The organism is Polaromonas sp. JS666 (assembly GCF_900103405.1).
Lineage (GTDB): Bacteria > Pseudomonadota > Gammaproteobacteria > Burkholderiales > Burkholderiaceae_C > Polaromonas.
The window spans coordinates 132,595-156,362 of sequence record NZ_FNHX01000007.1 but is presented as its reverse complement, the minus strand read 5'-3'; the positions used below and the strand labels follow the sequence as shown (position 1 = coordinate 156,362).

Genomic DNA, 23,768 nt, shown 5'->3' with positions numbered 1-23,768 from the left:
ATGCTCGCGCGCTACTGCGAGCCCAGCACGGTGCGGACCGCCTGGATCAGCGATTCGGTCTCCACGGGCTTGGTGATGTAGCCGTCGGCACCGCTGGCCAGGCCCTTGAGCACCGCCTCGCGCGTGGCCTTCGCCGTGAGCATGATCACGGGAATGTCCTTGAGCTGGGGATGCGAGCGGATGCGCAGCAGGATGTCAAAACCGTCGGCATCGGGCAGCATGACGTCCAGCAGCACCAGGTCGGGAATCGGCGTCTTGCGGAACTCGGCCACCACTTCGGCGCGCGAGCCCGCCACCCGCACGTCGAAGCCCTCGAAGGTCAGGTAATGGTTCAGGAACTTGGCCAGGTGCTCATCGTCGTCCACGATGATGGCCGACTGGCGTTCGCCGGGCGCGCGCTGGCGCGGCGAGCCCCGCTTGCGGGCAATGCGGACGTAGTAGTTGGACTTCTTGAGCGTGGCCGCGCAGAGGTCGGCTTCGGCACCCGCCTCGGTGAGCGCCGCCGGGCTCAGCTGGAACTGCAGCGAGGCGGCGAACGGGTCCGGCGGGACCTGCGTCACCAGCCCCTTGGCCAGCAACAGTTTCAAGGTGTTGTCCAGCGTCGCACCGACGGCTTCTCCCACGCTCTGGCGTATTTGTGCCATGGACAGGATGCCGTCGAGGCGCACCAGCAGCTCCACTTCAGGCGGTGAAATCGTGGTGGCGGCGCTGCGCAGCTCTTGCTGGCCTTTGGGCGTAACTGCGTAGATGTCGTTGTACTGCACGGTGTAGCTCCTCTCTGTGGGTAAGGGGCATGACATGCGCCTGGGCGCCCTGCCTGATGATTCTAAGGGTCCAGGGCCGGCCCGAATGGCGTACGCCCGTAGCAAGAAGATACACCAAGCGGGACGGCCCGGGTCTTCATGGCGATTTCGCGGCATCGGTCGGCGGCAAGGCCGAGCGCAGCGCCTCCATCAGTTCGCCCAGCGAATCCTCCATGCGCAGCAGCAGCTCGTCGATGCCCTCACGCGGCGCGTTGTCGCGCAGCGCCTGCTCCAATGCCTCGGCGTCCTGCGGCAGTTGCGTGGCGCCTATCTGCGCCGAGACGCCGCGCAGCGAGTGGCTCAGCAGTTCCGCCGCCTTCAGGTCGCCGGCCGCCAGCGCTTCGCGTATGCGTACCGGCGTGTCCGCTCGGCCGTCCATGAAGCGGCGCAGCATCGAAATGTAAAAACCTTTCATGTTCATCGCCCGGCTCAGTCCCACCGTCAGGTTGATTCCGGTAATGCTGTCCGGCAGCGTCTCGTCGCCGGCGCCCGCCGCATCCGCCGCCTGCACGGCGGCGAGGCGGGAGGCCTGCGTGCCAGCGGCGGCCGCGGCGGCCGGCACCGGCGCAGCGGCGCTCGCACCACCGGCCTGCAGCGCGGGCTCCAGGCTGTCCAGCGCCCTGCGCAGCTCGGCGGCGGCGTCCGCGCGCTGCGCGGGCGTGAGGCGGCCCGGGTCCAGCTCCAGGCGCAAGCCGGGCCGGTCGCACTGGATCACTCCCGCCGCGACGGCCGGCGGGGCCGGGGTCTTGCGGACCGCGTAAACCGTGATGGGCTCGGAAAACCCCTTGGCGATCACCGGCTCGCGTTCTTCGACCTCGATGTCGCCCTGAACCAGATCATGGGTGTCCCTGGAAATCAGGATGCCGCCGGGCTCGGCGGCCTGCTCCAGCCGGGCGGCGAGGTTCACCTCCCGGCCGATGATGGTGTAGTCCATGCGCAGGTTGCTGCCGAAGTTGCCGACGTCGCAAAAGCCCGAGTTGATGCCTATGCGTATTTCGAAAGCCTTGGGGATGCCCATGGCCTTCCAGCGCTGCCGCAGTTCGGCCATGCGCTGTTGCATGGCCACGGCCATCCTGACGCACTGCACCGCGTCCTGGCGCGGGCCCAGGGTGTGGGGATCGCCAAAGAAGATGACGATGGCGTCGCCGATGAACTTGTCCAGGGTCGCGCCGTACTCGGCGGCGATCTGCGACATTTCCTCGAAGTAACTGTTGAGCAAAAACGTAACTTCCTCGGGCTGCCACTGCGCCGTGGAGGCCGTGAAGTTCTTGATGTCCGAGAAAAACACCGTAAGCCGTTTGCGCTGGGTCTGGATTTCGGCCTGGCGGGAGCCGTCAAACAGCGACTGGTAGACCTGCGGCGCAAGGTAGCGCGACAGCTGCTCGGACAGGGTCTTCAGGCGTTTGGCATTGGCGCTGCGCTCCAGGTGCAGCCTCACGCGCGCCAGCAGCACGGGCGGGCTGATCGGCTTGGTGATGTAGTCGGTGGCACCCAGGTCCAGCCCGAACTGCTCTTCTTCAACGCTGCTCAGCGCCGTGAGGAAGATGACGGGAATATCGGCCGTGCGCGGGTCGCGCGCCAGCCGTCGCATGACCTCATAGCCGTCCATGCCGGGCATCATCACGTCCAGCAGGATGATTTCGGGGCGCCGATCGGACAGCGCCACCTGCAGGCCCTCTTCGCCCGACTCGGCGGCCTCCACCTCATAGTCGTCCCGCAACAGGGCGACAAGGAAAAACCGGACGTCCGCCGTGTCGTCCACCACCAGGACGCGGGCGCGGCGCGCGGGACGCGGCCCGCTTTGCTCGCTTACGGCTTCAGTCATGCGGCTCCTCCATGTGTGACGGGGGGCCGGCCTCCGGCCTGGCCGGTTACCGGGATTGGCGCGCGCGGATGCGCATTGTCGCGCGCCGGCTTATTTCACCAGTTCCGCCCGCATGGCGTCAATCACCGCCTTGTAGTCGGGTTTCCCAAAAATGGCGCTTCCGGCCACAAAGGTGTCGGCGCCGGCAGCAGCCACGCGCGCGATGTTGTCGGCCTTGATGCCGCCGTCGACTTCGAGGCGGATGTCCTTGCCCGAGGCCTCTATGCGCTTGCGTGCCTGCTCAATCTTGCGCAGCGCCGAATCGATGAAACTTTGCCCGCCGAAGCCGGGATTAACGCTCATGATCAGGATCAGGTCGATGTCCTCTATCACCCAGTCCAGCACGTCCAGCGGCGTGGCCGGATTGAACACCACCCCGGCCTTGCAACCCTTGGCCTTGATGGCCTGCACGCTGCGGTGCACATGGCCGGAGGCCTCGGGGTGGAAGCTGATCAGGTCGGCGCCGGCGTCGGCAAAAGCCGCGGCCAGCGCGTCGACGGGTTGCACCATCAGGTGCACGTCCACCGGCACCGGCGTGCCGTCGGCCTTTTTGGCGTGCGGCTTGAGCGCCTGGCAAATCATGGGACCGAAAGTCAGGTTGGGCACATAGTGGTTGTCCATCACGTCGAAGTGGATCCAGTCGGCGCCGGCGGCGATGACGGCCTTGATCTCCTCGCCCAGGCGGGCGAAATCGGCGGACAGGATGGAAGGGGCGATCCGGTAGGTGGGCGGCTGGTTTTTAGGCATGGCAGGATTGTCGCAGCAAGCCGCGGCCCCCGCCTGCCCTTGGTGTTGCCCGCTGTTTCGCCGGGCCAACAGCCACGGCAGGCGGTTAACATGATCGCCAACAGTTCCAGAGCCATGCCCAAATACCAGTTTTCCTGCGAAGTCGTCCCCCAATACCTGCCCGAGCAATCGGCGCCGGAAGACCATGTCTATGGGTTTTCCTATACCGTCACGGTCACCAACACCGGCGAAGTGACGGCCCAGCTGATCTCGCGCCACTGGGTCATCAGCGACGCCAATGGGCACAACGAGGAGGTCAAGGGCCTGGGCGTAGTCGGCCACCAGCCGCTGCTCAAGCCGGGCGAGTCTTTCCAGTACACCAGCGGGTCGCGCCTGCGCACGCCCAGCGGCACCATGCACGGCAGCTATTTTTGCGTCGCCGAGGACGGCGAGCGCTTCGAGGCGCCTATTCCCATGTTCGTGCTGGAAGCGCACAACGGCAACGGCAGCGTCCCGCCCGGCCGCGTCCTGCATTGATCCCCCGGTCCTGAGCGTCCGATGAAAGACCTGGCATCCCTGCTCAAGGCGCTGGATCCGGACGCCGGCCTGGCCCAGCGCCACGTCTGGCTGATCAAGCTCTTCGAATGGATACGCGGCGATGAGACTTCCGTGCCGGCCGCGGTGGCGCGGGTGCAGGCCTTCATCGATGCCGTCGAGATACAGCCCGAGCTGCGCGCGCGCCTGCAGGCCTGGTGGCAGACGCTGATCCAGACGGTCGACATCACCACCTTGCTGGCCGATTTCGGCTTCGCGCCGCGCACGGCCTTCGTCAGTGAACTGGCCGAGCGCCTGCGCCGCAAATGGCTGCCCGGCACGCCCGAGACCGTCGACGCCTCCGAGCTGTTTCCCCTGGTGGCGCCCACCCGCTTTGACGCGCAGTGGATGGGCGCGCTCGAGGAGCCCCAAATCGCCCGGCTGAGCCAGCTGCTGTCGGCCAGCCCCGAGATGGACACGCTGCACTGGCATTACAGCCTGATGGACGCGCTGGCCTATTGCACGGCGCAGATCCGCGCCACCGGCTTCGCGCCCGAGCTGCGCCTGCGCATGAACCGCGCCACGCCGCACGCGCGCGCCTTTCATGCGCTGCCGGCCGACATCGACGGGCTGCGCAACGCCTTCTTCAAACCCGAACGGGACGAGGCGCAGCTACAGGCCGCGATCGCGCAATACCGCGAGCGGCTGGACGCCTGCCGCCAGGCTGTCAACAGCATCTACACGCACCTGGAGGAAAACGGCATTTCGGTCGGCATGGTGTTTCGCCTGCGCCAGCTGCGCGAGCGCATGCTGCGCGTGCGCGAACTGCTCGACAGCCTGGTCTCGCCCAAGCCGGCCATGGCGGCCGTCAAGCTGCTGGGGCGCCGCGTCATCACCGCGCAAGAGGGCAAAAGCATCAGCGCGCTGATCAGCGCCAACTCCACGCTGCTGTCGGCCAAGGTGGCCGAGCGCAGCGCCGAGACCGGCGAGACCTACATCACCCGCACGCGCGGCGAATACCGTGAAATGCTGGGCAAGGCCATGGGCGGCGGCGCCGTCACGGCCCTCACCACGCTGCTCAAGTTCATGATCGTCGCGGTGGGCCTTTCGGCCTTCTGGGGCGGCTTCTGGTCCGGCCTCATGTATGCCGCCAGCTTCATCCTGATCCAGCTGCTGCATTTCACGCTGGCCACCAAGCAGCCGGCCATGACCGCGCCGGCCATGGCGGCCAAGCTCAAGGACCTCGGTTCGGCCGATGCCGCCAGCACCATCGAAGCCTTTGTCGACGAGGTCACGCACCTGGTGCGCTCGCAGGTGGCGGCGGTCTTCGGCAACGTGTTCATGGTGGTGCCCGCGGTGCTGCTGGTCAACACGCTGGTGCTGTTGCTGCTGGGCCGGCCCATGATCAGCCCCACCGAGGCCGAGCATGTACTGGGCACGCTGACCTTGCTGGGCCCCACGCTGATGTGGGCGGGCTTTACCGGCGGCATCCTGTTCGCGGCCAGCATGATCGCGGGCTGGACCGAAAACTGGTTCGTGCTGCACCGCCTGGACTCGGCCATGCGCCACAACCCGCGCATCACCGCCGTGCTGGGCAGCGAGCGCGCGGCCCGCTGGTCGAGCTTCATGCGCGACAACATCTCGGGCTTCGCCTCCAACATCGCGCTGGGTTTCATGCTGGGGCTGATCCCGGCCTTCACCGGCTTCTTCGGCGTGGAACTCCAGGCGCGCCACGTCACGCTGTCCACCGGCCAGCTGGCCGCGGCCGGCGCCTCGCTGGGCCTGGAAGCCTTCAAGCACCCCACCATCTGGTGGTGCGTCGCGGCCATTCCGCTGATAGGCGCGCTCAACCTCGGCGTGAGTTTTTACCTCGCGTTCCGCCTGGCCCTGCAGGCGCACAACGTGAGCAATGTGGACCGCGCCCGCATTCGCGCCGCCATCTGGGCGCGCTGGCGCAGCCATCCGCGCAGCTTTTTCATGCCTGAATAAGCTCACCCCCGTCCAGGCTCACTGCGTGTAGCCTGTTCCCCCCCTCCCAGGGGGCGGGCGCCTGCGGTCAGGCAAAGCCAGTCCCGCGGCCCCCACTGGTGAACATGCCTCCATTAGGTTGCGCCGCTGGGCTCTTCACCCAACAAGCATGGGTGGCATTTCCGGCCTTGTCCTACAGGCTCGCACCGGAGGCGCCTGTAAATTAATGCAACAAGTTTTCTTTCGCGCAAACCCACCGGGCCCCAGGCCGTAAAGGCCGGCCGACCAACGCGCAACATGCCGCCTTCAGGGGCCTGTCTGCAGAAGTTCCCATCAGAGTGGAGACCCATCCCCCATGAATGACATCCTGGCCATCTGGGCCGAATGGATCAAACCTTCGGCAGGCTTGCCGACCGTGCAGTGGTCCATCCTTCTCGCGGTGGCCGCCGCCGCGGGCCACTTGCTGAACCGCTATACCGGCCTGCCCAAGGTGGTCGGCTATTCGCTGGTCGGCGGCGTTGCCGGCCTGGCCGGGTTCACCGGCGCGGTCTGGCCGCTGCAGGGCACGGGGCTGTTCCTGCTGGAACTGGGCGTGGCTGTGGTGCTGTTCGAGGCCGGCGGGCGCATTCCGCTGCGCTGGTTTCGCCACAACCCCATGGTGCTGGTGCAAAGCCTGGCCGAATCGGCGCTGACCTTCATCCTCGTGTACTGGGCCCTGGGCGCGATGAGCGTGCGCGTCGCCGTGGCCGAACCGCTGGCCCTGCTGGCCATGGCCGCTTCGCCGGCGGTGCTGTCGCGCGTGGCCATAGACACGCGCGCGGCGGGCCCGGTCACCGAACGCGCGCTGGTGCTGTCCACGTTGGGCACGCTCTATGCGCTCACGCTATGCAGCGCCCGCGCCGGCATGATGCACCGCCCCGAATCGGGTGTGGCCAGCGTGCTCAGCACGCTCTACCCGGTGCTGGTGGTGCTGGGCCTGTCGGTGGTGGTGGGCGCGGTGCTGGCCCTCACGCTGCGCACCGCGCTGCGCGTGATGAGCCCCACCAGCGAAAACACCGCCATCCTGCTGCTGGCCCTGATCGCCGCCGGCGCCGCGCTGGCGGCCCATTTCGGCGGCTCGGCACCGCTAGCGGCGCTGCTGGGCGGCATGCTGCTCAAGCAGCTCAACCCGCGCCCCTGGTCGTGGCCGCGGCAGATGGGCACGGCCTCCGCCATGCTGACCATGCTGATGTTCGTGCTGGTCTCGGTGGTGGCGGCGCAGGCCGACTGGAGCGGCCCGGTGGCAGGCCTGGTCATCGCCATGGTGCTGGCGCGCATGGCGGCCAAGATCATCGGTGTTGCCATCGGCAACGCGGGCAGCGGCGCCAGCTGGAAACAAGCCCTGTGGGTGGGCTGCGCGATGTCGCCGATGTCCTCGGTCGCGCTGCTGCTGGTGTCGCAGTTCGCCACGGCCTCGGGCGCCCTGGGCCGGCAGATCGCCAGCGTGGCCCTGCCCGCCATCCTGCTGATGGAGGTACTGGGCGCGGTGCTGGCCACCGTGGCCATTTACCGCGCCGGCGAAAGTTCCAAACCCTGGGCGCCGCTCACGCGCGGCCCCGCATCCGGACCCGTCCATGAGCCTTGAACCTTTTCACAAATCGGCCGCGCTGTCGCTGGGCGTGGAGCTTGAGCTGCAGCTGGTGAACACGCATGACTACGATCTCGCGCCCTATGCCGAGGACATGCTGCGCCTGATGTCCAAAATCCCGCTGCCCGGCGCCGTGGTGCCCGAGATGACCTCCAGCATGATTGAGGTCTCGACCGGGATCTGCCACAACGCCTCGGAGGTGCTGGGCCAGCTTTCGCAGATCCGCGACGCGCTGGTCAAGAGCGCCGACAAGCTCAACATCGCCGTGGTCGGCGGCGGCACCCATCCCTTCCAGCAGTGGCATGAGCGCCGCATCTACGACAAGCCGCGCTTTCGCGAACTGTCCGAGCTCTACGGCTATCTTTCCAAGCAGTTCACCATCTTCGGCCAGCACGTGCACGTGGGCTGCCCCGACGCCGATAGCGCGCTGCTCACGCTGCACCGCATGTCGCGCTACATCCCGCACTTCATCGCGCTGTCGGCCTCCTCGCCCTATGTGCAGGGCCAGGACACGGCCTTCGACTCGGCCCGGCTCAACTCGGTGTTCGCCTTTCCGCTCTCGGGCCGAGCCCCCTTCGCGCTGACCTGGGACGACTTCACCGTGTACTTCGACAAGATGACGCGCACCGGCGTGGTCAAGAGCATGAAGGACTTTTACTGGGACATCCGGCCCAAGCCGGAGTTCGGCACCATCGAGATCCGCGTGTTCGACACGCCGCTCACGGTGGAGCGCGCCACCGCGCTGGCGGGTTTTGTCCAGTCGCTGGCCTCCTGGTTCATGCACGAGCAGCCCTTTGTGCCCACCGAGGACGACTACCTGGTCTACACCTACAACCGCTTCCAGGCCTGCCGCTTCGGCCTGGACGCGGTCTATGTGGACCCCGCCACCGGCGGCCACATGCCGCTGCGCGAGCACATACTGCTGACCATGGCGCAGATCGAGCGCCATGCCACCGCCATGGGCGCGGGCGCCTCGCTGCACCTGCTGCGAAACAGCGTGGAGCGCGGCGACAACGATGCCCGCTGGCTGCGCGAAAGGCAGGGCGAGGAACACCTGCTGGCCGAAGTCATACGCCAGGCGTCGGAACGTTTTCGCGGCGGCCTCACGCACCAGCAGAATTTCTGAAACCCCTGCCGGCGCAGCCTGTATGCTCTGCGCCATGGGTGAATTTGACCTGATCGCACGCTACTTCACGCGCCCCGCCGCGCGCGCGGCGCTGGGCGTGGGCGACGATTGCGCGCTGCTGCAGCCCGCGCCCGGAACGCAGCTGGCGATTTCCAGCGACATGCTGGTCGAGGGCCGGCATTTCTTCGCGGACGTGGACCCTTTCACGCTGGGCCACAAGGCGCTGGCCGTCAACTTGAGCGACCTGGCCGCCTGCGGTGCCAAACCCCTGGCCTTCACGCTGGCGCTGGCACTGCCGCGGGTCGACGAGGCCTGGCTGGCGGCTTTTTCGAAAGGCCTGCTGGCGCTGGCCGATGCGCACGGCTGCGAGCTGGTGGGCGGCGACACCACGCAGGGGCCGCTCAATATCTGCATCACCGTGTTCGGCGAAGTGCCCGTGCTGAACGGCAAAAGCCAGGCGCTGCTGCGCTCGGGCGCAAAAGCCGGTGACGACCTGTATGTCAGCGGCACGCTGGGCGACGCGCGGCTCGCGCTGGACGCGCTGCGCGGCACGGTGTCCTTGCAGCCCGGCTTGCTGGCCCAGGCCAGGCGCCGGCTGGAGCAACCCACACCGCGTGTGGCTTTGGGCCAGGCGCTGCGCGGCATCGCTTCGGCGGCCATCGACGTGAGCGACGGCCTGATTGGCGACCTGCAGCACATCCTGCGCGCCTCGAGCGCGGGGGCCACACTGGAAACCGCGCTCGCGGCCCATCTGGTGGCCGCTAGCGCCCACCCCGATTGGCCCGGAACCGGCATTGGCGCTGAAAAGCAGCTGGAGTTCGCGCTGGCCGGCGGCGACGACTATGAGCTCGCCTTCACCGCACCGGTCTCCGCCCGCGACGCCGTGCTGGCAGCGGCAAGGCAGGCGCAAACACCCGTCAGCCGCATAGGCCGCATCGACGCGGCCACCGGCCTGCGCCTGCTCGACGCGGCCGGCGCGCCGCTGCTGCGGCACTACGCTTCTTTCGATCACTTCGCCTGAGGGTGGACGGCGGCGCCTGGGCGCACTGGGTGCACCAGGTCGCGCACGAGGCGGCCCAGCACCGACCAGAATTGGGCCGGTGCCAGGGCACGCAAATGCCTGGCCTCGGCCATCGCGGCGGCGGTCAGGCGCTGTTCTTCGGCTGCGGTGTAGAGGGAGTTCATGAGAGCGTCCTTTCGGTTGGGGTACGGCTCCACTGTGCGCAAAACCGCCGCCGCCGGAAACCACCCGCGGCGCAAATGCGTCTTGCGCCAGGCGCAAAACAAAAAAGCCCGGCGATGGGTAATATGGCCGGCATGCGCGACCTGAACTTTGACGACATGCACCTGTTTGCGCGCGTGGCCGAACTGGGCAGCTTCTCGGCCGTGGCGCGTGCGCGCGGCGTGCCGGTCAGCCAGGTATCCCGCGCCATTGCCCGCATCGAAAAAACCTGCAATGCGCGGCTGGTACAGCGCAGCACGCATGCGCTGACCCTCACGCCCGAGGGAGAGACTTTTCTCGGCTATTGCCGGCGCATGACACAGACACTGGACGACCTGGAAGGCGAGTTCGCCAGCCAGAGCGGCGAGGCCAGCGGCTGGGTGCGGGTGGCGGCCAGCACCGTGATGGCCGAGTACCTGCTGGTGCCCAGCCTTGAAGGGCTGAGCCGGCGCCATCCGCAGGTTCGTGTGGAACTCAAGGTGGACGACCGCCTGGTGGACATGGTGCGCGACGGTGTCGACATCGCGATCCGCAGCGGCACGCACACCAACGAGAACACGGTGATGCGCCAGATTGGCACGCATGGGCGACGGCTGTACGCCACGCCGGCTTATCTTGCGGCCCAAGGCACGCCCGAGCACCCTGACGACCTGGGCCGGCACCGCCTGATCAGCAACAGCGGCGCGACCACGCTCAACCGCTGGCCCTTCATCATCGACGGCCAGCCCGTGGTGATCACGGCGGACGGCCATTGGCGTGCCGACTCCACCGGCACGACCAGCCAGCTGGCCCTGCAGGGCCTGGGCATTGCGCGCTTTGCCATGCTGGCGGCCGAGCCCCTGGTGCGGCGCGGCCTGCTGGTGCCGGTATTGCCGGGCTTTGTCGACGAGCAGCCCGTGCCCATTCATGCCGTGACGCTGGGCGGGCGCCACCGGCTGCCGAAGATCCGCGCCTGTATCGACTACTGGGCCGAGTGGTTCAGCCACGAAAGAGACCTGGTGGGCGGCCCGACCGCCGGCTGACCCGCGCGCTTAGCCGGCCTATTTGGCTTCGACCAGCGCGCGAATATCCAGCAGGGTCAGCTCATTGGCATCGGGCTTGCCGATTTCACGGCCCGATGAATACGGAAAATTGTTGTCGTTGACCAGCACGATGTGGGTGGCGTCGACAATCGCCAGGCCTTCGGGGCCCAGGTGCGGCAGCGAAAACATCGCTTCATTGGGCCCCAGCTTCGCGAGGCGTTGCGGGTTGGCGATGCGGGTCAGGTCGATATAAGCCACCTTGCGCACAAAACCATCGGTATCGGCGGCCGCCAGGTCTATCTTGTAGACGCGCTTGAAACGCGCGGGCCGCGTAAAGCAATCGGTGCGCGCTTCACCCGGACAGGCCGGCGCCTGGCCTTCGGTGCTGTCGTCGCGCTCTATTACCAGGCCGGTCGTGGCGTCCAGCAGCTGGAAATCGGCCGCGACATTGCCCACTTCCTCGAGCAGGTATTTCCACTGCTTGCCGGTGTAGCCGCCCGAGGCAACGTCCACCTCGTTGATGCGCACATAGGTCTTGTCGCCGGATTTCTCGACGCTTTTGGCCGTGGTGTCGAACAGCGGGCCTTCAAACATGGGATAGAGCTTGCTGCCGTCGGGTGATCTGGCCATGCCCTCAAAGCCGTTGGAGCGCCGCACCTCGAACAAGGCCTCGCCGGGCAGGTTGGGCAGGCGGCCCTGCATATAGTGGTCGGGCGAGGCCAGCAGCTTGCCCTTGATGACGGTTTCGATCACACCCAGGACCCGGCCCTGGAAGTCGGTGCGCAGCAGGTAGGGGCCGTACTCGTCGCCTATCCACCACTCATTGCCCACCACTTGCAGGGATTCGGGGTCGAAATCAATGCCCGTGAGGTAGCGCCGCGAGGTGTTTTCGTTCTGGATGTGGAAAGGAATGCGCTTGTGGGGGTCGCTCAGAAAGGTCGTGCCGCGGCGCAGGACCCGGCCCTTGCCCCAGTCGACGGACAGCCGGTGCACCATCAGCAGCGCGTCCTGCGAGTTGACCTTGTTGCCGAAGCCGTTGTCGGTCAGCGCCAGGAATTCGCCCTTGCCCAGGGAGACAATGCCCGAAAACCCCTGCACTGACTGGCCCTTCATGGGCAGCGCGCCACCGGAGGCGCGCGGGTATTTGGGGTCGCCGACAAAGGTGTTGGCGCTTTCGCTGCCGAGTTGCTCGTTGCGCTGGCGTTTGGCATTGGCGAATTTGCCCGCCGTGGCAAAAAAGGGCCCCGCATCGCGCGGCGCCGCCACCGAGGCGTCGGCGCCCAGGGCCGCATGGCCCGCCAGCACGGCCTCTACGGCCGGCGCCGTCTGGGCGCGACCGCTGCCGGCCGCCAGGCACAGCGCGCAGGCGGCGGCCAGGGTCAAGGCGTTCATCCTGTTCAACACCTGTTTGTGTTTGCTCATCCCGAATTCCCTCTTGTCTGGTGAATCGCAGGACTGTGCCGGCCGCGTGTGAAACCGCTGTGACAAAATCAGCCACTGCCCCGGGGCATTCGCTGCCCACCCCACACATGACCGACACCACCACGCCGCCGCCCGCTTTCCGGCCCACCGCGAAATTCCTGCTGACGCACCCCGCGCATTTCATTGCGCTGGGCTTTGGCGCCGGCCTGAGCCCGGTCGCGCCCGGCACGGCCGGCACGCTTTGGGCCTGGCTGGCCTTCCTGGTGCTGCAGCAGTGGCTCACGCCGGCCGAGATGGGCTGGCTGATCGCCGCCTCCACGCTGGCCGGCTGGTGGGCCTGCACCGTGACGGCCAAGGCCATGAAAGTGCTGGACCCGGGCAGCATCGTCTGGGACGAGGTCGTGGCCTTCTGGCTGGTGCTGTGGCTGGTGATGCCCGCGGACTTCGGGGCCCAGCTGGCCGCGTTCGGGCTGTTCCGCTTTTTTGACGCCGTCAAACCCGGCCCCGTGGCCTGGGCCGACCAGGCCTTCAAGGGCTTTAACTACCGTGGCGGCTTCGGCATCCTGTTTGACGACTTCGTGGCGGCGTTTTGCACGCTGCTGGTGATCGCGCTCTGGAGGTTCTGGTGAGCAGCGCGTTGGCTGAACAGCTCGCGGCCTTGCTGCAGGCCCAGGGCCGCATGCTGGCCACCGCCGAAAGCTGTACCGGCGGCATGATTTCGGCGGCCTGCACCGACCTGGCCGGCTCCAGCAACTGGTTTGAGCGCGGCTTTGTCACCTATTCCAACGAAGCCAAGACGGAATTGCTGGGCGTCCCGGCCCCGCTGATTGCTCGCCACGGTGCGGTCAGCGAGGAAGTGGCGTGTGCCATGGCTTCCGGTGCGCTGGCGCATTCGCGCGCGCACGTGTCCGTGGCAGTGACGGGGGTGGCCGGCCCGACGGGCGGTAGCGCCGCCAAACCCGTGGGTACGGTATGGTTTGGCTTCGCGCTGCCGGGGCGGCTGGTGTCGGAAGTGCGGCGCTTTGACGGCGACCGGGCCGCGGTGCGCGGCGCCACGGCGGCGCATGCGCTGCGGCGGCTGCTGGAGTTGCTGCAAGAGCCGGAAGTGCCGCAAGAGGCCGGCTGACGCCTGAGTGACGCCCGCCCCGCGCCGGCCGCTATAGAGTTCGCGGACCCGACCCTCACCGACATTGCCGACCAGGAGACAGCATGCACCCCAACCAGATCACCCTCGAAAATTTCTACGCGTCCTTCACCCGCCTCGACTCGGACGCCATGGCCGCCTGCTACGCGCCCGATGCCCAGTTCGACGACGAGGCCTTCTCGCTGCGCGGCCACAAGGAGGTCACCGGCATGTGGCACATGCTCTGCGACGTGACCAAGGCCAAGGGCGCCGACGTCTGGAAGCTGTCCTACAGCGGTATTGAGGCCGACGCGCGGGCCGGCAAAGCGCACTGGGAGGCCGACTACCGCTTCAGCACCACCGGACGCATGGTGCACAACGTCATCGACGGCCAGTTCGAGTTCAATGAACAGGGACTCATCAGCCGCCACCGCGACCGCTTTGATTTCTGGGCCTGGTCGCGCCAGGCGCTGGGCGCGCCCGGCCTGCTGCTGGGCTGGACGCCTTTTCTGCGTAACAAAGTGCGGGCCCAGGCGGCCGCGAATCTGCAAAAATATCTGGCGTCGCGTCCCGCCTGAGACAGGGCATGCGGAGTGCGACGCTAGCCCAACGCAAGAGTTGAATCTCACCGGGAGGCTCCATGAGCTGGTTTGACGGGTTTGAGCTGCGCAATTTCGAAGTGAACGGCGCATCCATCAATGCGCGGGTCTCCCGTGTGGTGCCCGGCGACCCGGTACGCCCGGCCCTGTTGCTGCTGCACGGCTTTCCGCAGTCGCATGTGATGTGGCACCGCGTGGCCCAGCGCCTGGCTGGCGACTATTTCCTGGTCATGCCCGACCTGCGCGGCTACGGCGACTCCTCCAAGACGGCGGGCCTGCCCGACCACAGCAACTACAGCAAACGCAACATGGCGCACGACATGATTGGCGTCATGGACGCGTTGGGTGTGAACCGCTTCTTTCTGTGCGGCCACGACCGCGGCGGGCGTGTGGCGCATCGGCTGGCGCTGGACCACGCCGCGCGTGTGGCCAAGCTCTGCATCATCGACATCGCGCCCACGCTCGACATGTACGAGGGCCGCAGCATGACCGAACCCTATATGGCCTTTGCCCGCGCCTACTACCACTGGTTCCACATGCTGCAGCCCGCGCCGCTGCCCGAGATCATGATGGGCGCCAACCACCCGGAAACCGCCAAGGCCTATCTGCACGCCAAGCTGGGCGGCTGGGGCAGCGCCGGGCTGAACTACATCGAGCCGCGGGCGCTGGCCGAATACGAGCGCAGCTTTTGCAATGCCGAAGCGCTGCACGCCGCCTGCGAGGACTACCGCGCCAGCGCCGGCGTAGACCTGGAACACGACCGCGACGGGCGCGCGCAGGGCCTGAAGCTGGCCTGCGAGCTGCTGGTGCTGTGGGGCGAGCGCGGTGTGGTGCACCGCCTGTTCGACCCGCTGGCGCTATGGCGAGCGCAGTGCAGCGGCGAAGTAGCCGGCCAGGCCATGGCGGCCGGGCATTTCATTCCCGAAGAGCAGCCCGAGGCCACCGCGCGGGCGCTGCGCAACTTCTTCCACTGATCCATTCCGGGCCTTCGAACATGTCGCACTACACCGCACAAACCTTGTGGGAACGCAAGGACGCCAACTTCCTGGACAACCGCTACAGCCGCCGCCACCTGCTGCGCTTTGACGGCGGCCTGGAGGTGCCCGGCTCATCCTCGCCCAGCGTCGTGCCGCTGCCGATGTCCGACGCGTCGGCGCTGGACCCGGAAGAGGCTTTTGTGTCCGCGCTGTCGAGCTGCCACATGCTGTGGTTCCTGACCATGGCCGTCAAACGCAAGTTCCGCGTGGACCGCTACTTCGACGCGGCGGTCGGCGTCATGGAAAAGAACGCGGAAGGCAAGGTGGCCATGACCGTGGTCACCCTGTATCCCGAGGTGAGTTTTTCCGGCGAACACCAGCCCAGCCGCGAAGAGCTGGCCAAGATGCACCACGACGCGCACGAGGCCTGCTTTATCGCCAACTCGGTGAAGACCGAGGTGCGCTGCGAGCCGGTCTACGGCGACGCGTGAACGGCCGCGGCGCGGCGGCTACTTCAGCCAGCCGCGCTTCCTGAAGTACCACATGGGCACGACGGCGCTGGCCACCATCAGCAGGATGGCGTAGGGGTAGCCCAGCGACCAGTCGAGCTCGGGCATGAGCTTGAAGTTCATGCCGTAGACGCTGGCGATCAGCGTGGGCGGCAGCAGCGCGACGCTGGCCACCGAGAAGATCTTGATGATCTTGTTCTGGTTGATGTTGATGAAACCGACCGTGGCGTCCATCAGGAAGTTGATCTTGTCGAACAGGAAGGCGGTGTGCGAATCCAGCGAGTCGATGTCGCGCAGGATCTGCCGCGCCTCCTCGAATTGCTCGGCGTTGAGCATCTTGCTGCGCATCATGAAGCTGACGGCGCGGCGCGTGTCCATCATGTTGCGGCGTATGCGGCCGTTCAAGTCCTCGTGGCGGGCGATGCTGCCCAGCACTTCGCCGGCCAGCGCGTCGGTCACGTCGCCCGACAGTACCTGGGTGCTGACTTTCTCGAGCTCGACGTAAATGCCCTCCAGCGTGTCGGCCGAGTATTCGGCGTCGGCGTCGAACAGCTTGAGCAGCACTTCCTTGGCGTCCTCGATCAGGCCGGGGGCGCGGCGCGCGCGCATGCGCAGCAGCCGGAACACCGGCACGTCCTCGTCGTGGATGGAGAACAGCACGCCCTTGCTCTTGAGGTCGTCGTTGACCAGGTTCAGGATGAAGGCCACGCGCACGGTGCGCGGCTCGGCGTCGTCGGCGATCAGGAAGTCCGAGCGTATGTGCAGCTCGCCGTTGTCTTCCTCGTAAAAGCGCGCCGACTCCTCGATGTCCTCGTCCATCGCGTCTTCGGGGATGGACAGGCCGTAGTACTGCTTGATCCAGCGTTTTTCTTCGAGGGTGGGGGATTCCAGGTCCACCCAGATGGGCTGGAACCTGGAGAGTTCTTCCAGGGATTCGATTTCTTCCTGGAAAAGCCGGCCGTTGGCGAGCGTGAAAATATTGAGCATGACTGACTGCCTATCGGTTCAGGGGGCTGCACACAAGGCCTGCGCTCGGGCCTTGCGCAAAGCGCGGTAAAGGGGCGGTGGGATGGTGCATCGCTTTCAACCCCCTTTTGAGCATGAGCCTTTGCAAGCCTGCGTCAGTCTGCGGTGTTGAAAGCTAGCGACTAGGGCTGCTTTCCAAGGATTTCTCCGTAATTGAACAGCGGCGATTATGGCATTTCAGGTCCGGGTTAGCCATCTTGCGGACTACATAAAAAAGGCGATGAGCTCGTCCTTGCGCGCATAGGCATCGCGCTCGCCCAGCGCCATCAACGCCTTCACAAAACCCGGCTCAAACAGCAGGTAGCTGGCCAGCGCGGCACCGCCGGGGCTGCCCTTGGCGCCCAGCGCGCCCAGGCCCGCCAGGGCGTTGTAGGTCGCAGCGGGCAGCTCGGACGCATGGGCCTGCGCCAGTGCGTCCAGCGACTGCGAAGGCGCGATCGCCAGGATATCCACCGGCCGGTAGGGCATGATGGCCGCGATTTCGCGCGGCATCTGGCGCACGGTCTTGCTGACACGCTGCGCTTGCTCCACGTCGGCCTGCAGCGTGTCCTGGAAAACGCTGGCCATGGCATGGCCCGCAATCGCGCCCAGCGAAGGCCGGCCGGTGACGTTGGCGCCGTTGCCGCCACCCACAAAGCCGGCGCGTTCGGGCTGGCCCACGCCTATCACCAGCACCTTGCCGGCACCCAGGTGCAGCGCGGGCGACAGCGGCGAACTCTGGCGCATGGAGCCGTCGCCGAAGAACTCGGGATGGCCGTCCACCCACAGCGGCGTGGCTGGAAAGAGAAAGGGGATGGCGCTGGAGGCCATCAGGTGCTCGATGGTGATGGGCTGGAATTCGGCGCGGCGCCCGGGCCGGCTCCACAGGTCGGACTGCCGGCCCGCCGCCATCTGGCAGAAGGTCCAGTGCACGCCGCTGCTGTAGCTCGAAGCCGTGACGGCCACGGCGCGCAGCGTCCTGTCCTGCAGGGCCTGCTCGATGCGGCCCAGCGAGATGGCGCGGTGCAAGGTGTCCACCAGCGGCGTGTTGTCCAGCAGCGCCTGCTGCGCCCGCACCTGCTGCGACAGAAACAGCGCCGCGGCGATGCGGCTCGAGCGTATCCAGGCCGGCACCTTGAGTTTGTAGACATGCGAGGAGCGCAGTGTGGTCCAGAAGGCCGCCAGCTGGGCAAAGGCCTGCAGGCCCTCGCCGGCGCGGCTCGCCAGGAAGGCGGCATTGAGCGCGCCGGCCGAGGTGCCCACCAGGATGTTGAAGGGAAAACGCTCGCCGGCCGCGCCGCCCTGCAGGCTCAACATGGTTGACAGCGCGTGCAGCACGCCGGCCTGGTAGGCGGTGCGCGCCCCGCCGCCCATGAGCACCAGCGCATTGCGGTCCTCGTCGGGCCGGGTCAAGGCGGAGGAAATAATGGTCTCAAGCGACATGGCCGGGCCGGGTCGAAGGCGAACAGGGGAAGAGCAGGCGGTGCATGGTCGTGAAGAGGCCTGTTGTTATGGTTTTCCTGCAGCCCGGCATACAGCGGCCCGGTCCTGGATGGGCCCTTGTTTCGGCCCGCAGCAGCCAGCGTGAACCTTGTCCGCATGATGCCGCCCGCGTGGATTTCCTGCAAGCCTGCTATCCCTCCACGCAGGGTTCCGGCCGCAAAAAGCCTGCGAAATCAAGCGCTTGCCGCACCCGCGGAAGCGGCGCCCCGGCAGGCCTGGCGAACGCGGCGCCATACCGGTCAAGGGGATTTTCAGAAGGTTTCATTATTTATTGCAAGCCCGGTTGCAATTGACGGCCTTCGGGCGCATAGTAAATCCAAGAGCGTTGTCCCCGTCTGCCGCCCTCCCCTCACGGGCCGGGTGGTGTTTTCAAACCCAGCTCCAACATTGGAAAAGGAGTCTCTTTATGAACTTGACGATCAGCGGTCACCATCTTGAAGTCACCCCCGCGCTGCGCGGCTATGTGACCAGCAAGCTGGATCGGATTACCCGGCATTTCGACCAGGTAGTGGACGTAAAAGTCCTGTTGACAGTGGACAACATGAAAGAAAAGGAAAGACGCCAGCGGGCCGAGTGCAATGTGCATGTCAAGGGCCGCGACCTGTTCGCCGAGAGTTCCCACGCTGATCTTTACGCCGCCGTAGACGAGTTGACCGACAAGCTGGACCGCCAGGTCGGACGCTACAAAACCAGAACCCAGGATCACCACCACGTTGCCGCCAAGCGCCAGGCCTGAAGGGCCTACCCGTTTTTTGCCCGAGCTGGTGCGCAGCCCTGCCAAGGGGGCGCGCTGTTCCCAACGCGGCCCGATTGGAGACTCCGCCTTGGCGACCGGCACCGGGTTTGCGCAAGTTGCATGAAAAAAGCCGCTTGAAGGCTCAAGCGGCTTTTTTATGCCTCTTTTCCCAGCAAACCCGCTGCAAAGTGCATAATTCGGCGACTAAAAGATTGTTATGAACCGTCTTTCGCAAATTTTGCCCCCCTCCCAAGTGCTGGTCAGCGTCGAAGCGACCAGCAAAAAGCGTGCTTTCGAAGAAGCCGGGCTGCTGTTCGAGAATCAGCACGGCCTGAACCGCGCGCTGATCACCGACAGCCTGTTCGCCCGTGAACGCCTGGGCTCGACCGGGCTCGGCCATGGGGTGGCGATTCCGCACGGCCGCATCAAGGGGCTCAAGGCCCCCATGGCGGCGGTATTCCTGCTGCAATCGCCGATCGGCTTCGACGCGCCGGACGAACAGGCCGTGGCCCTGCTGATCTTCCTGCTGGTACCCGAAGCCGCCACGCAAAAACACCTCGAGATCCTCTCGGAAATCGCCGAACTGCTCAGCGACAGCACCTTGCGCGAGCAGCTCAAGACCAGCACCGATGCCGCTGGACTGCACCACCTGATCGCTTCCTGGCACTCGGTCCACGAAGTCAGCTCCTAGCCCGCTCCGGGCTCTTTTCCCGTATCACAGGCCGGCATGAAGCCCACCGTTGTCAGCGCCGACGTTTTATTTGAAGACCACCGCGCCTCCCTGAAATGGGAATGGGTCGCCGGCCTGGGCGCCTCCGAGCGGCGCTTCGACGAAGTCGCCGTGCGGGCCGCCCGCTCCGGCGCCGACCTGGTCGGCTACCTCAACTACATCCATCCCTACCGCGTGCAGATTCTGGGCGAACGCGAGGTCGCCTACCTGACCAACGCCAGCCCCGAGGACTGCGCCCGCCGCATATCCCGCATCATCACGCTGGAGCCGCCGGTGCTGGTCGTGGCCGACGGCCAGGTGGCGCCCGACACGCTGCTGTCCATGTGCGAGCGCGCGCAGCTGCCGATGTTTTCCACGCCGGAGTCGGCCGCCTTCGTGATCGACGTGCTCAGGGCCTATCTGTCCAAGCATTTCGCCGACCGCACCTCCATGCACGGCGTGTTCATGGACATCCTGGGCATGGGCGTGATGATCACCGGCGAGTCGGGCCTGGGCAAAAGCGAGCTGGGCCTGGAGTTGATTTCGCGCGGCCACGGCCTGGTGGCCGACGACGCGGTGGACCTGTACCGCATCAACCAGACCACGATAGAGGGGCGCTGCCCCGAGCTGCTGCAAAACCTGCTCGAGGTGCGCGGCATAGGCCTGCTCGACATCAAGGCGATTTTTGGCGAGACGGCCGTGCGCCGCAAGATGCGCCTGAAGCTGATCGTGCACCTGGTGCGCCGCGAGACGCTGGAGCGCGACTACGAACGCATTCCCTACGAGCCGCTGACGCAGGACGTGCTGGGCATACCCGTGCGCAAGGTCATCATCCAGGTGGAGGCCGGCCGCAACATCGCCGTGCTGGTCGAGGCCGCGGTGCGCAATGCGATTTTGCAGCTGCGCGGCATCAATACTTACCAGGAATTCGTCGAAAGGCACCGCCGCGCCATGGAACAAGACGACTAGAAGGTGCGAATAAACCTACTGCGCGTCCCGATCTCGCGCCTGCGATCCTCGCCGTACGGGTGTACGGCTCCGGTTCTCGACGCGACCTCGGGCCGCTCGCTACGGTTTCTTCACACCTTCTACGCCGCGCGGCATTCCCCCGTTTTATAGACGCCCTCTAAACCCTCAAGAATGGTGATGCCTGACCGGCGTGCCGGTGCTGCGGTTGGGGCATTTGTCCTTGGTACAGTTGGCGTAAATGGACAGGGAGTGGTCGGCGATGGCGAAGCCTTTGGACTTGGCGACCGACTGCTGGCGTTTTTCGATCTCGGCGTCGTAGAACTCCTCGACCTTGCCGCAGTCCAGGCACACCAGGTGGTCGTGGTGCTGGCCTTCGTTGATCTCGTAAACCGCCTTGCCGGACTCGAAATTGCTGCGGTTGAGCAGGCCGGCCTGCTCGAACTGGGTCAGCACCCGGTAGACGGTGGCCAGGCCGATGTCCGAACGTTCTTCAAGCAGCACCCGGAACACGTCTTCGGCCGTCATATGGCGCTGTTTGCCCGCCTGAAAAATTTCCAGGATCTTCAGGCGCGGCAGCGTGGCCTTCAAACCCGTGTTTTTCAGCTCGTCAATGTTGCTCATGGGGAAACTCTCTGGGTAAAACCGGTGTAAAGCGGCAATGCGGCCCGTCCGGGCGGATGCCGGCCGGGGGCCCCCAGCCGCTACAATGAACAATCATATCGCTACACCCCCTTACTATGTCAGCCATGCCTGCAAATCATCGTTACGGCGCCCGAACCGCTTTCCTGCTCCTGGCTTGCACGGTGCTGGCGTCCTGCAGCAGCCTGCGCGGCATGAGCGCCAGCTCCGTCAATCCGATCAACTGGGTCACCCCCTACAAAGTCGACGTGATCCAGGGCAACTTCGTGTCCAAGGAGCAGGTCGAGCAGCTCAAGGCCGGCATGACGCGCGACCAGGTCAAGGCCACGCTGGGCACGCCGCTGATGGCCAGCCTGTTCCACGCCGACCGCTGGGATTACGTCTTCACCCTGAAACGGCAAGGCGTGGAACCCCAGTCCTACAAATACACCGTTTACTTCAAGAACGACCAGCTGGAACGTTTTGAAGGTGACGCCATGCCGAGCGAAACCGAATTCATCGCCAAGCTGGGCAACCGGCGCAAGCTGGGCGAGGTGCCCGTGCTCGAAGCCACCGAAGAGCAGCTGGTCAAGGCCGCCGGAAAATCCAAGCCGGCAGCGGACAGCGCCGCCGCGACCTCCGCGAGCGTGCCCGCCGGCGCGCCGGCCGCGAGCTACCCTCCCCTCGAAAGCCCGAAACAGTGAGCGAGGCGGTTGCCAACCAGGCCCGCCGTCACCGGGTCGCGGTGGCGGGCGCCAGCGGCCGCATGGGCCAGATGCTGATCGAGGCGATCAACACCAGCACCGACTGCCAGCTGACCGGCGCGCTTGACCAGGCCTCCAGCCCGGCCATAGGCGCCGACGCCGCCGCGTTCACCGGCCGCGCCAGCGGCGTCGCCATCAGCGCCGATATACGCCAGGGATTGAAAGACTCCCGCGTGCTGATCGACTTCACCCGCCCCGAAGGCACGCTGGCCCACCTGGCGGCCTGCCGCGAGATGGGCGTCAAGCTGGTCATAGGCACCACCGGCTTCTCCGATGCGCAGAAAGCCGAAATCGCCGCCGCCGCCAAGGATATCGCCATCGTCATGGCGCCCAATATGAGCGTGGGCGTCAACGTCACGCTCAAGCTGCTCGAAATGGCGGCCCAGGCCCTGTCCACCGGCTACGACATCGAAATCGTCGAAGCCCACCACCGCCACAAGGTTGACGCGCCTTCCGGCACCGCGCTCAAGATGGGCGAGGTCATCGCCGGCGCACTGGGCCGCGACCTGAAGGACTGCGGCGTCTACGCCCGCGAAGGCGTGACGGGCGAGCGCGACCCGCGGTCCATAGGCTTTTCCGCCGTGCGCGGCGGCGACGTGGTGGGCGACCACACCGTGATGTTCCTGGGCACCGGCGAACGCATCGAAATCAGCCACAAGTCGTCCAGCCGCAGCAACTATGCCCAGGGCAGCCTGCGCGCCACCCGTTTCCTGGACGGGCACGCCACCGGCCTTTTCGACATGTTCGACGTGCTGGGCCTGAAAAAATAAGCGCGGTCCGGGCCGCGGCAACTCAAAGGTGTGACCCACATGGATTTCCTGAGCCTCATGACCCAAGGCGGCATCGTCAGCCAGCTGGTGGCCGTTCTGCTGCTGGCCATGTCAGTGGCGAGCTGGGTCGTGATCCTCTGGAAAAGCTGGCTGCTTCAGCGCGCCGCCGGCGACGTGGCCCGCAGCACCGCGGCCTTCTGGCAATCGGCCTCGGTGGAGCAGGCCGGTGAAAAAGTCGCCGCCTTCGACCGCGAAGCGCTGGTGCTGCCGCTGATCGCCGCGACCAGGCTCCCGGCCGCCGGCACGCTGGCCACGGCGGGCGACAAGTCCCAGCAACTGACCCGCGTGCTGCGCGACGCGCTGCATGCCGTGCTGCACAAGCTGCAATTCGGCCAGGTGCTGCTGGCCACCGTCGGCTCCACCGCGCCTTTTGTGGGGCTGCTGGGCACGGTCTGGGGTATTTACCACGCGCTGGTCGGCATCGCCTCGGCCGGCCAGATCACCATCGACAAGGTTTCCGGCCCCGTCGGCGAGGCCCTGATCATGACGGCAGCCGGCCTGGCCGTGGCCATCCCGGCCGTGCTGGCCTACAACATCTTCGGCCGCTCCATAGGCCGCATCGAAGCCGATCTTGAAGGCTTCGCGCGCGATTTGCGCGAGCTTTTGGCGCACAAGGCCTGACGACCATGGCTTTCGGACGGCTTGAGCGCACCCAGGGCCCGCAGCCCATGAGCGAGATCAACGTCACGCCGCTGGTGGACGTGATGCTGGTGCTGGTGGTCATCTTCATCATCACCGCGCCCCTGCTGGCCAGCAGCATACGGCTGGACCTGCCCAAGACCGAGGCCGCCAAGCCGGCCGACGCCCCGAAATTCGTCACGCTGGTGATCGACAAGTCCGGCCAGGCTTTCCTGAACGACAAACCCCTGAACACCGACGAACTCGCGGGCCGGCTGCGTGAGACCGCCGCCCAGAGCCCCGAGACCGAGGTCCAGCTGCGGGCCGACGAGGGTGTGCCCTATGGCAAGGTGGTGCAGGTGATGGGCCTGGCGCAAAAAGCCGGGCTCAACCGCATAGGCTTTGTGGCCGACAACCCTGCCGCTTCAGCCGCACCGCGCTAAAACAGCCCTGCCCCTAAAATCGGGGATTCCCGGCAACGGCACGCGCCGCCC

26 protein-coding genes are annotated in these 23,768 nt (G+C 66.3%); 18 read left to right on the top strand and 8 right to left on the bottom strand.

The window, feature by feature from the left end:
- Nucleotides 1-11 precede the first annotated feature (11 nt).
- From BLQ85_RS17940 to rpe, 3 genes are all read right to left on the bottom strand, one after another.
- Entirely contained in the window at nt 12-764 is a 753-nt protein-coding gene (locus tag BLQ85_RS17940) for a response regulator transcription factor (protein ID WP_074578861.1), read from the bottom strand.
- A 136-nt stretch (nt 765-900) separates the two neighbouring features.
- Nucleotides 901-2,628, bottom strand: coding sequence for an adenylate/guanylate cyclase domain-containing protein (locus BLQ85_RS17935; RefSeq protein WP_074578859.1), 1,728 nt, complete (start codon nt 2,626-2,628; stop codon nt 901-903).
- A 90-nt stretch (nt 2,629-2,718) separates the two neighbouring features.
- On the bottom strand, nt 2,719-3,414 hold the full coding sequence (gene rpe, locus BLQ85_RS17930; protein WP_074578857.1) for a ribulose-phosphate 3-epimerase: 696 nt from the start codon (nt 3,412-3,414) through the stop codon (nt 2,719-2,721).
- Nucleotides 3,415-3,528: 114 nt separating this feature from the next.
- Between rpe and apaG the strand changes: the two genes are divergently transcribed.
- The 5 genes from apaG to thiL all read left to right on the top strand — a co-directional run bounded on the left by apaG (nt 3,529) and on the right by thiL (nt 9,669).
- The gene (gene apaG / locus BLQ85_RS17925) at nt 3,529-3,930 is read left to right on the top strand and encodes a Co2+/Mg2+ efflux protein ApaG (RefSeq protein WP_007874098.1); all 402 of its coding nucleotides are present in this window, start codon (nt 3,529-3,531) and stop codon (nt 3,928-3,930) included.
- Between the two features lie 21 nt (nt 3,931-3,951).
- A complete protein-coding gene (locus BLQ85_RS17920) occupies nt 3,952-5,916 on the top strand; it encodes a site-specific recombinase (RefSeq protein WP_074578855.1) in 1,965 nt (654 codons plus the stop codon).
- Nucleotides 5,917-6,250: 334 nt separating this feature from the next.
- Nucleotides 6,251-7,519: a cation:proton antiporter gene (locus BLQ85_RS17915; protein ID WP_074578853.1), complete on the top strand. Its 1,269-nt coding sequence runs from the start codon at nt 6,251-6,253 to the stop codon at nt 7,517-7,519.
- Nucleotides 7,509-8,648 (top strand): YbdK family carboxylate-amine ligase, encoded by a 1,140-nt coding sequence (locus BLQ85_RS17910; RefSeq protein WP_074578851.1) that lies wholly within the window; start codon nt 7,509-7,511, stop codon nt 8,646-8,648. Before BLQ85_RS17915 ends, BLQ85_RS17910 begins: the two co-directional genes overlap by 11 nt.
- 34 nt (nt 8,649-8,682) lie before the next feature.
- The gene (gene thiL / locus BLQ85_RS17905) at nt 8,683-9,669 is read left to right on the top strand and encodes a thiamine-phosphate kinase (RefSeq protein WP_074578921.1); all 987 of its coding nucleotides are present in this window, start codon (nt 8,683-8,685) and stop codon (nt 9,667-9,669) included.
- Here thiL and BLQ85_RS24625 read toward each other — a convergent pair.
- Entirely contained in the window at nt 9,657-9,833 is a 177-nt protein-coding gene (locus tag BLQ85_RS24625; RefSeq protein ID WP_175456142.1) for a hypothetical protein, read from the bottom strand. The genes thiL and BLQ85_RS24625 overlap by 13 nt on opposite strands.
- Before the next feature lie 114 nt (nt 9,834-9,947).
- Between BLQ85_RS24625 and BLQ85_RS17895 the strand changes: the two genes are divergently transcribed.
- Nucleotides 9,948-10,892 (top strand): LysR family transcriptional regulator, encoded by a 945-nt coding sequence (locus BLQ85_RS17895; RefSeq protein WP_083336904.1) that lies wholly within the window; start codon nt 9,948-9,950, stop codon nt 10,890-10,892.
- Between the two features lie 18 nt (nt 10,893-10,910).
- On the opposite strand, the gene BLQ85_RS17890 is transcribed toward BLQ85_RS17895, so the two are convergent.
- A complete protein-coding gene (locus BLQ85_RS17890; RefSeq protein WP_074578847.1) occupies nt 10,911-12,314 on the bottom strand; it encodes an esterase-like activity of phytase family protein in 1,404 nt (467 codons plus the stop codon).
- 107 nt (nt 12,315-12,421) lie between these two features.
- On the opposite strand from BLQ85_RS17890, the gene BLQ85_RS17885 reads away from it, so the two are divergent.
- From BLQ85_RS17885 to BLQ85_RS17865, 5 genes are all read left to right on the top strand, one after another.
- Nucleotides 12,422-12,943 (top strand): phosphatidylglycerophosphatase A family protein, encoded by a 522-nt coding sequence (locus BLQ85_RS17885; protein WP_074578845.1) that lies wholly within the window; start codon nt 12,422-12,424, stop codon nt 12,941-12,943.
- On the top strand, nt 12,940-13,440 hold the full coding sequence (locus BLQ85_RS17880) for a CinA family protein (protein WP_371327306.1): 501 nt from the start codon (nt 12,940-12,942) through the stop codon (nt 13,438-13,440). Before BLQ85_RS17885 ends, BLQ85_RS17880 begins: the two co-directional genes overlap by 4 nt.
- 83 nt (nt 13,441-13,523) lie before the next feature.
- Nucleotides 13,524-14,015 carry a nuclear transport factor 2 family protein gene (locus tag BLQ85_RS17875; protein ID WP_074578843.1) on the top strand — a complete coding sequence of 164 codons (492 nt, stop codon included), beginning with the start codon at nt 13,524-13,526 and terminating at the stop codon, nt 14,013-14,015.
- A gap of 62 nt (nt 14,016-14,077) precedes the next feature.
- The gene (locus BLQ85_RS17870) at nt 14,078-15,010 is read left to right on the top strand and encodes an alpha/beta fold hydrolase (RefSeq protein WP_074578842.1); all 933 of its coding nucleotides are present in this window, start codon (nt 14,078-14,080) and stop codon (nt 15,008-15,010) included.
- A gap of 20 nt (nt 15,011-15,030) precedes the next feature.
- Nucleotides 15,031-15,504: an OsmC family protein gene (locus BLQ85_RS17865; RefSeq protein WP_074578840.1), complete on the top strand. Its 474-nt coding sequence runs from the start codon at nt 15,031-15,033 to the stop codon at nt 15,502-15,504.
- An 18-nt stretch (nt 15,505-15,522) separates the two neighbouring features.
- On the opposite strand, the gene corA is transcribed toward BLQ85_RS17865, so the two are convergent.
- Both corA and BLQ85_RS17855 read right to left on the bottom strand, forming a co-directional pair.
- Nucleotides 15,523-16,509 carry a magnesium/cobalt transporter CorA gene (corA, locus tag BLQ85_RS17860; RefSeq protein ID WP_007872834.1) on the bottom strand — a complete coding sequence of 329 codons (987 nt, stop codon included), beginning with the start codon at nt 16,507-16,509 and terminating at the stop codon, nt 15,523-15,525.
- 243 nt (nt 16,510-16,752) lie between these two features.
- Complete coding sequence (locus tag BLQ85_RS17855; protein ID WP_074578838.1) at nt 16,753-17,970, bottom strand: patatin-like phospholipase family protein; 1,218 nt, start codon at nt 17,968-17,970, stop codon at nt 16,753-16,755.
- A 466-nt stretch (nt 17,971-18,436) separates the two neighbouring features.
- Here BLQ85_RS17855 and hpf point away from each other — a divergent pair, with 466 nt between their 5' ends.
- From hpf to hprK, 3 genes are all read left to right on the top strand, one after another.
- Entirely contained in the window at nt 18,437-18,766 is a 330-nt protein-coding gene (gene hpf, locus BLQ85_RS17850) for a ribosome hibernation-promoting factor, HPF/YfiA family (RefSeq protein ID WP_007872838.1), read from the top strand.
- Between the two features lie 217 nt (nt 18,767-18,983).
- Complete coding sequence (locus BLQ85_RS17845; RefSeq protein ID WP_007872841.1) at nt 18,984-19,457, top strand: PTS sugar transporter subunit IIA; 474 nt, start codon at nt 18,984-18,986, stop codon at nt 19,455-19,457.
- A gap of 36 nt (nt 19,458-19,493) precedes the next feature.
- Entirely contained in the window at nt 19,494-20,444 is a 951-nt protein-coding gene (gene hprK, locus BLQ85_RS17840; protein ID WP_007872844.1) for an HPr(Ser) kinase/phosphatase, read from the top strand.
- Nucleotides 20,445-20,609: 165 nt separating this feature from the next.
- Here the strand turns inward: hprK and fur are convergent, their stop codons facing one another.
- A complete protein-coding gene (gene fur / locus BLQ85_RS17835; RefSeq protein WP_074578836.1) occupies nt 20,610-21,065 on the bottom strand; it encodes a ferric iron uptake transcriptional regulator in 456 nt (151 codons plus the stop codon).
- A 125-nt stretch (nt 21,066-21,190) separates the two neighbouring features.
- Here fur and BLQ85_RS17830 point away from each other — a divergent pair, with 125 nt between their 5' ends.
- From BLQ85_RS17830 to BLQ85_RS17815, 4 genes are read left to right on the top strand one after another with little or no spacing between them, the layout of a single operon-like run.
- Entirely contained in the window at nt 21,191-21,766 is a 576-nt protein-coding gene (locus BLQ85_RS17830) for an outer membrane protein assembly factor BamE (RefSeq protein ID WP_074578833.1), read from the top strand.
- The gene (gene dapB, locus BLQ85_RS17825) at nt 21,763-22,596 is read left to right on the top strand and encodes a 4-hydroxy-tetrahydrodipicolinate reductase (RefSeq protein WP_074578831.1); all 834 of its coding nucleotides are present in this window, start codon (nt 21,763-21,765) and stop codon (nt 22,594-22,596) included. The genes BLQ85_RS17830 and dapB overlap by 4 nt, the downstream gene beginning before the upstream one ends.
- A 39-nt stretch (nt 22,597-22,635) precedes the next feature.
- Entirely contained in the window at nt 22,636-23,277 is a 642-nt protein-coding gene (locus BLQ85_RS17820) for a MotA/TolQ/ExbB proton channel family protein (protein WP_074578829.1), read from the top strand.
- Between the two features lie 5 nt (nt 23,278-23,282).
- On the top strand, nt 23,283-23,717 hold the full coding sequence (locus tag BLQ85_RS17815) for an ExbD/TolR family protein (protein WP_074578827.1): 435 nt from the start codon (nt 23,283-23,285) through the stop codon (nt 23,715-23,717).
- The last annotated feature ends 51 nt before the right edge of the window (nt 23,718-23,768 follow it).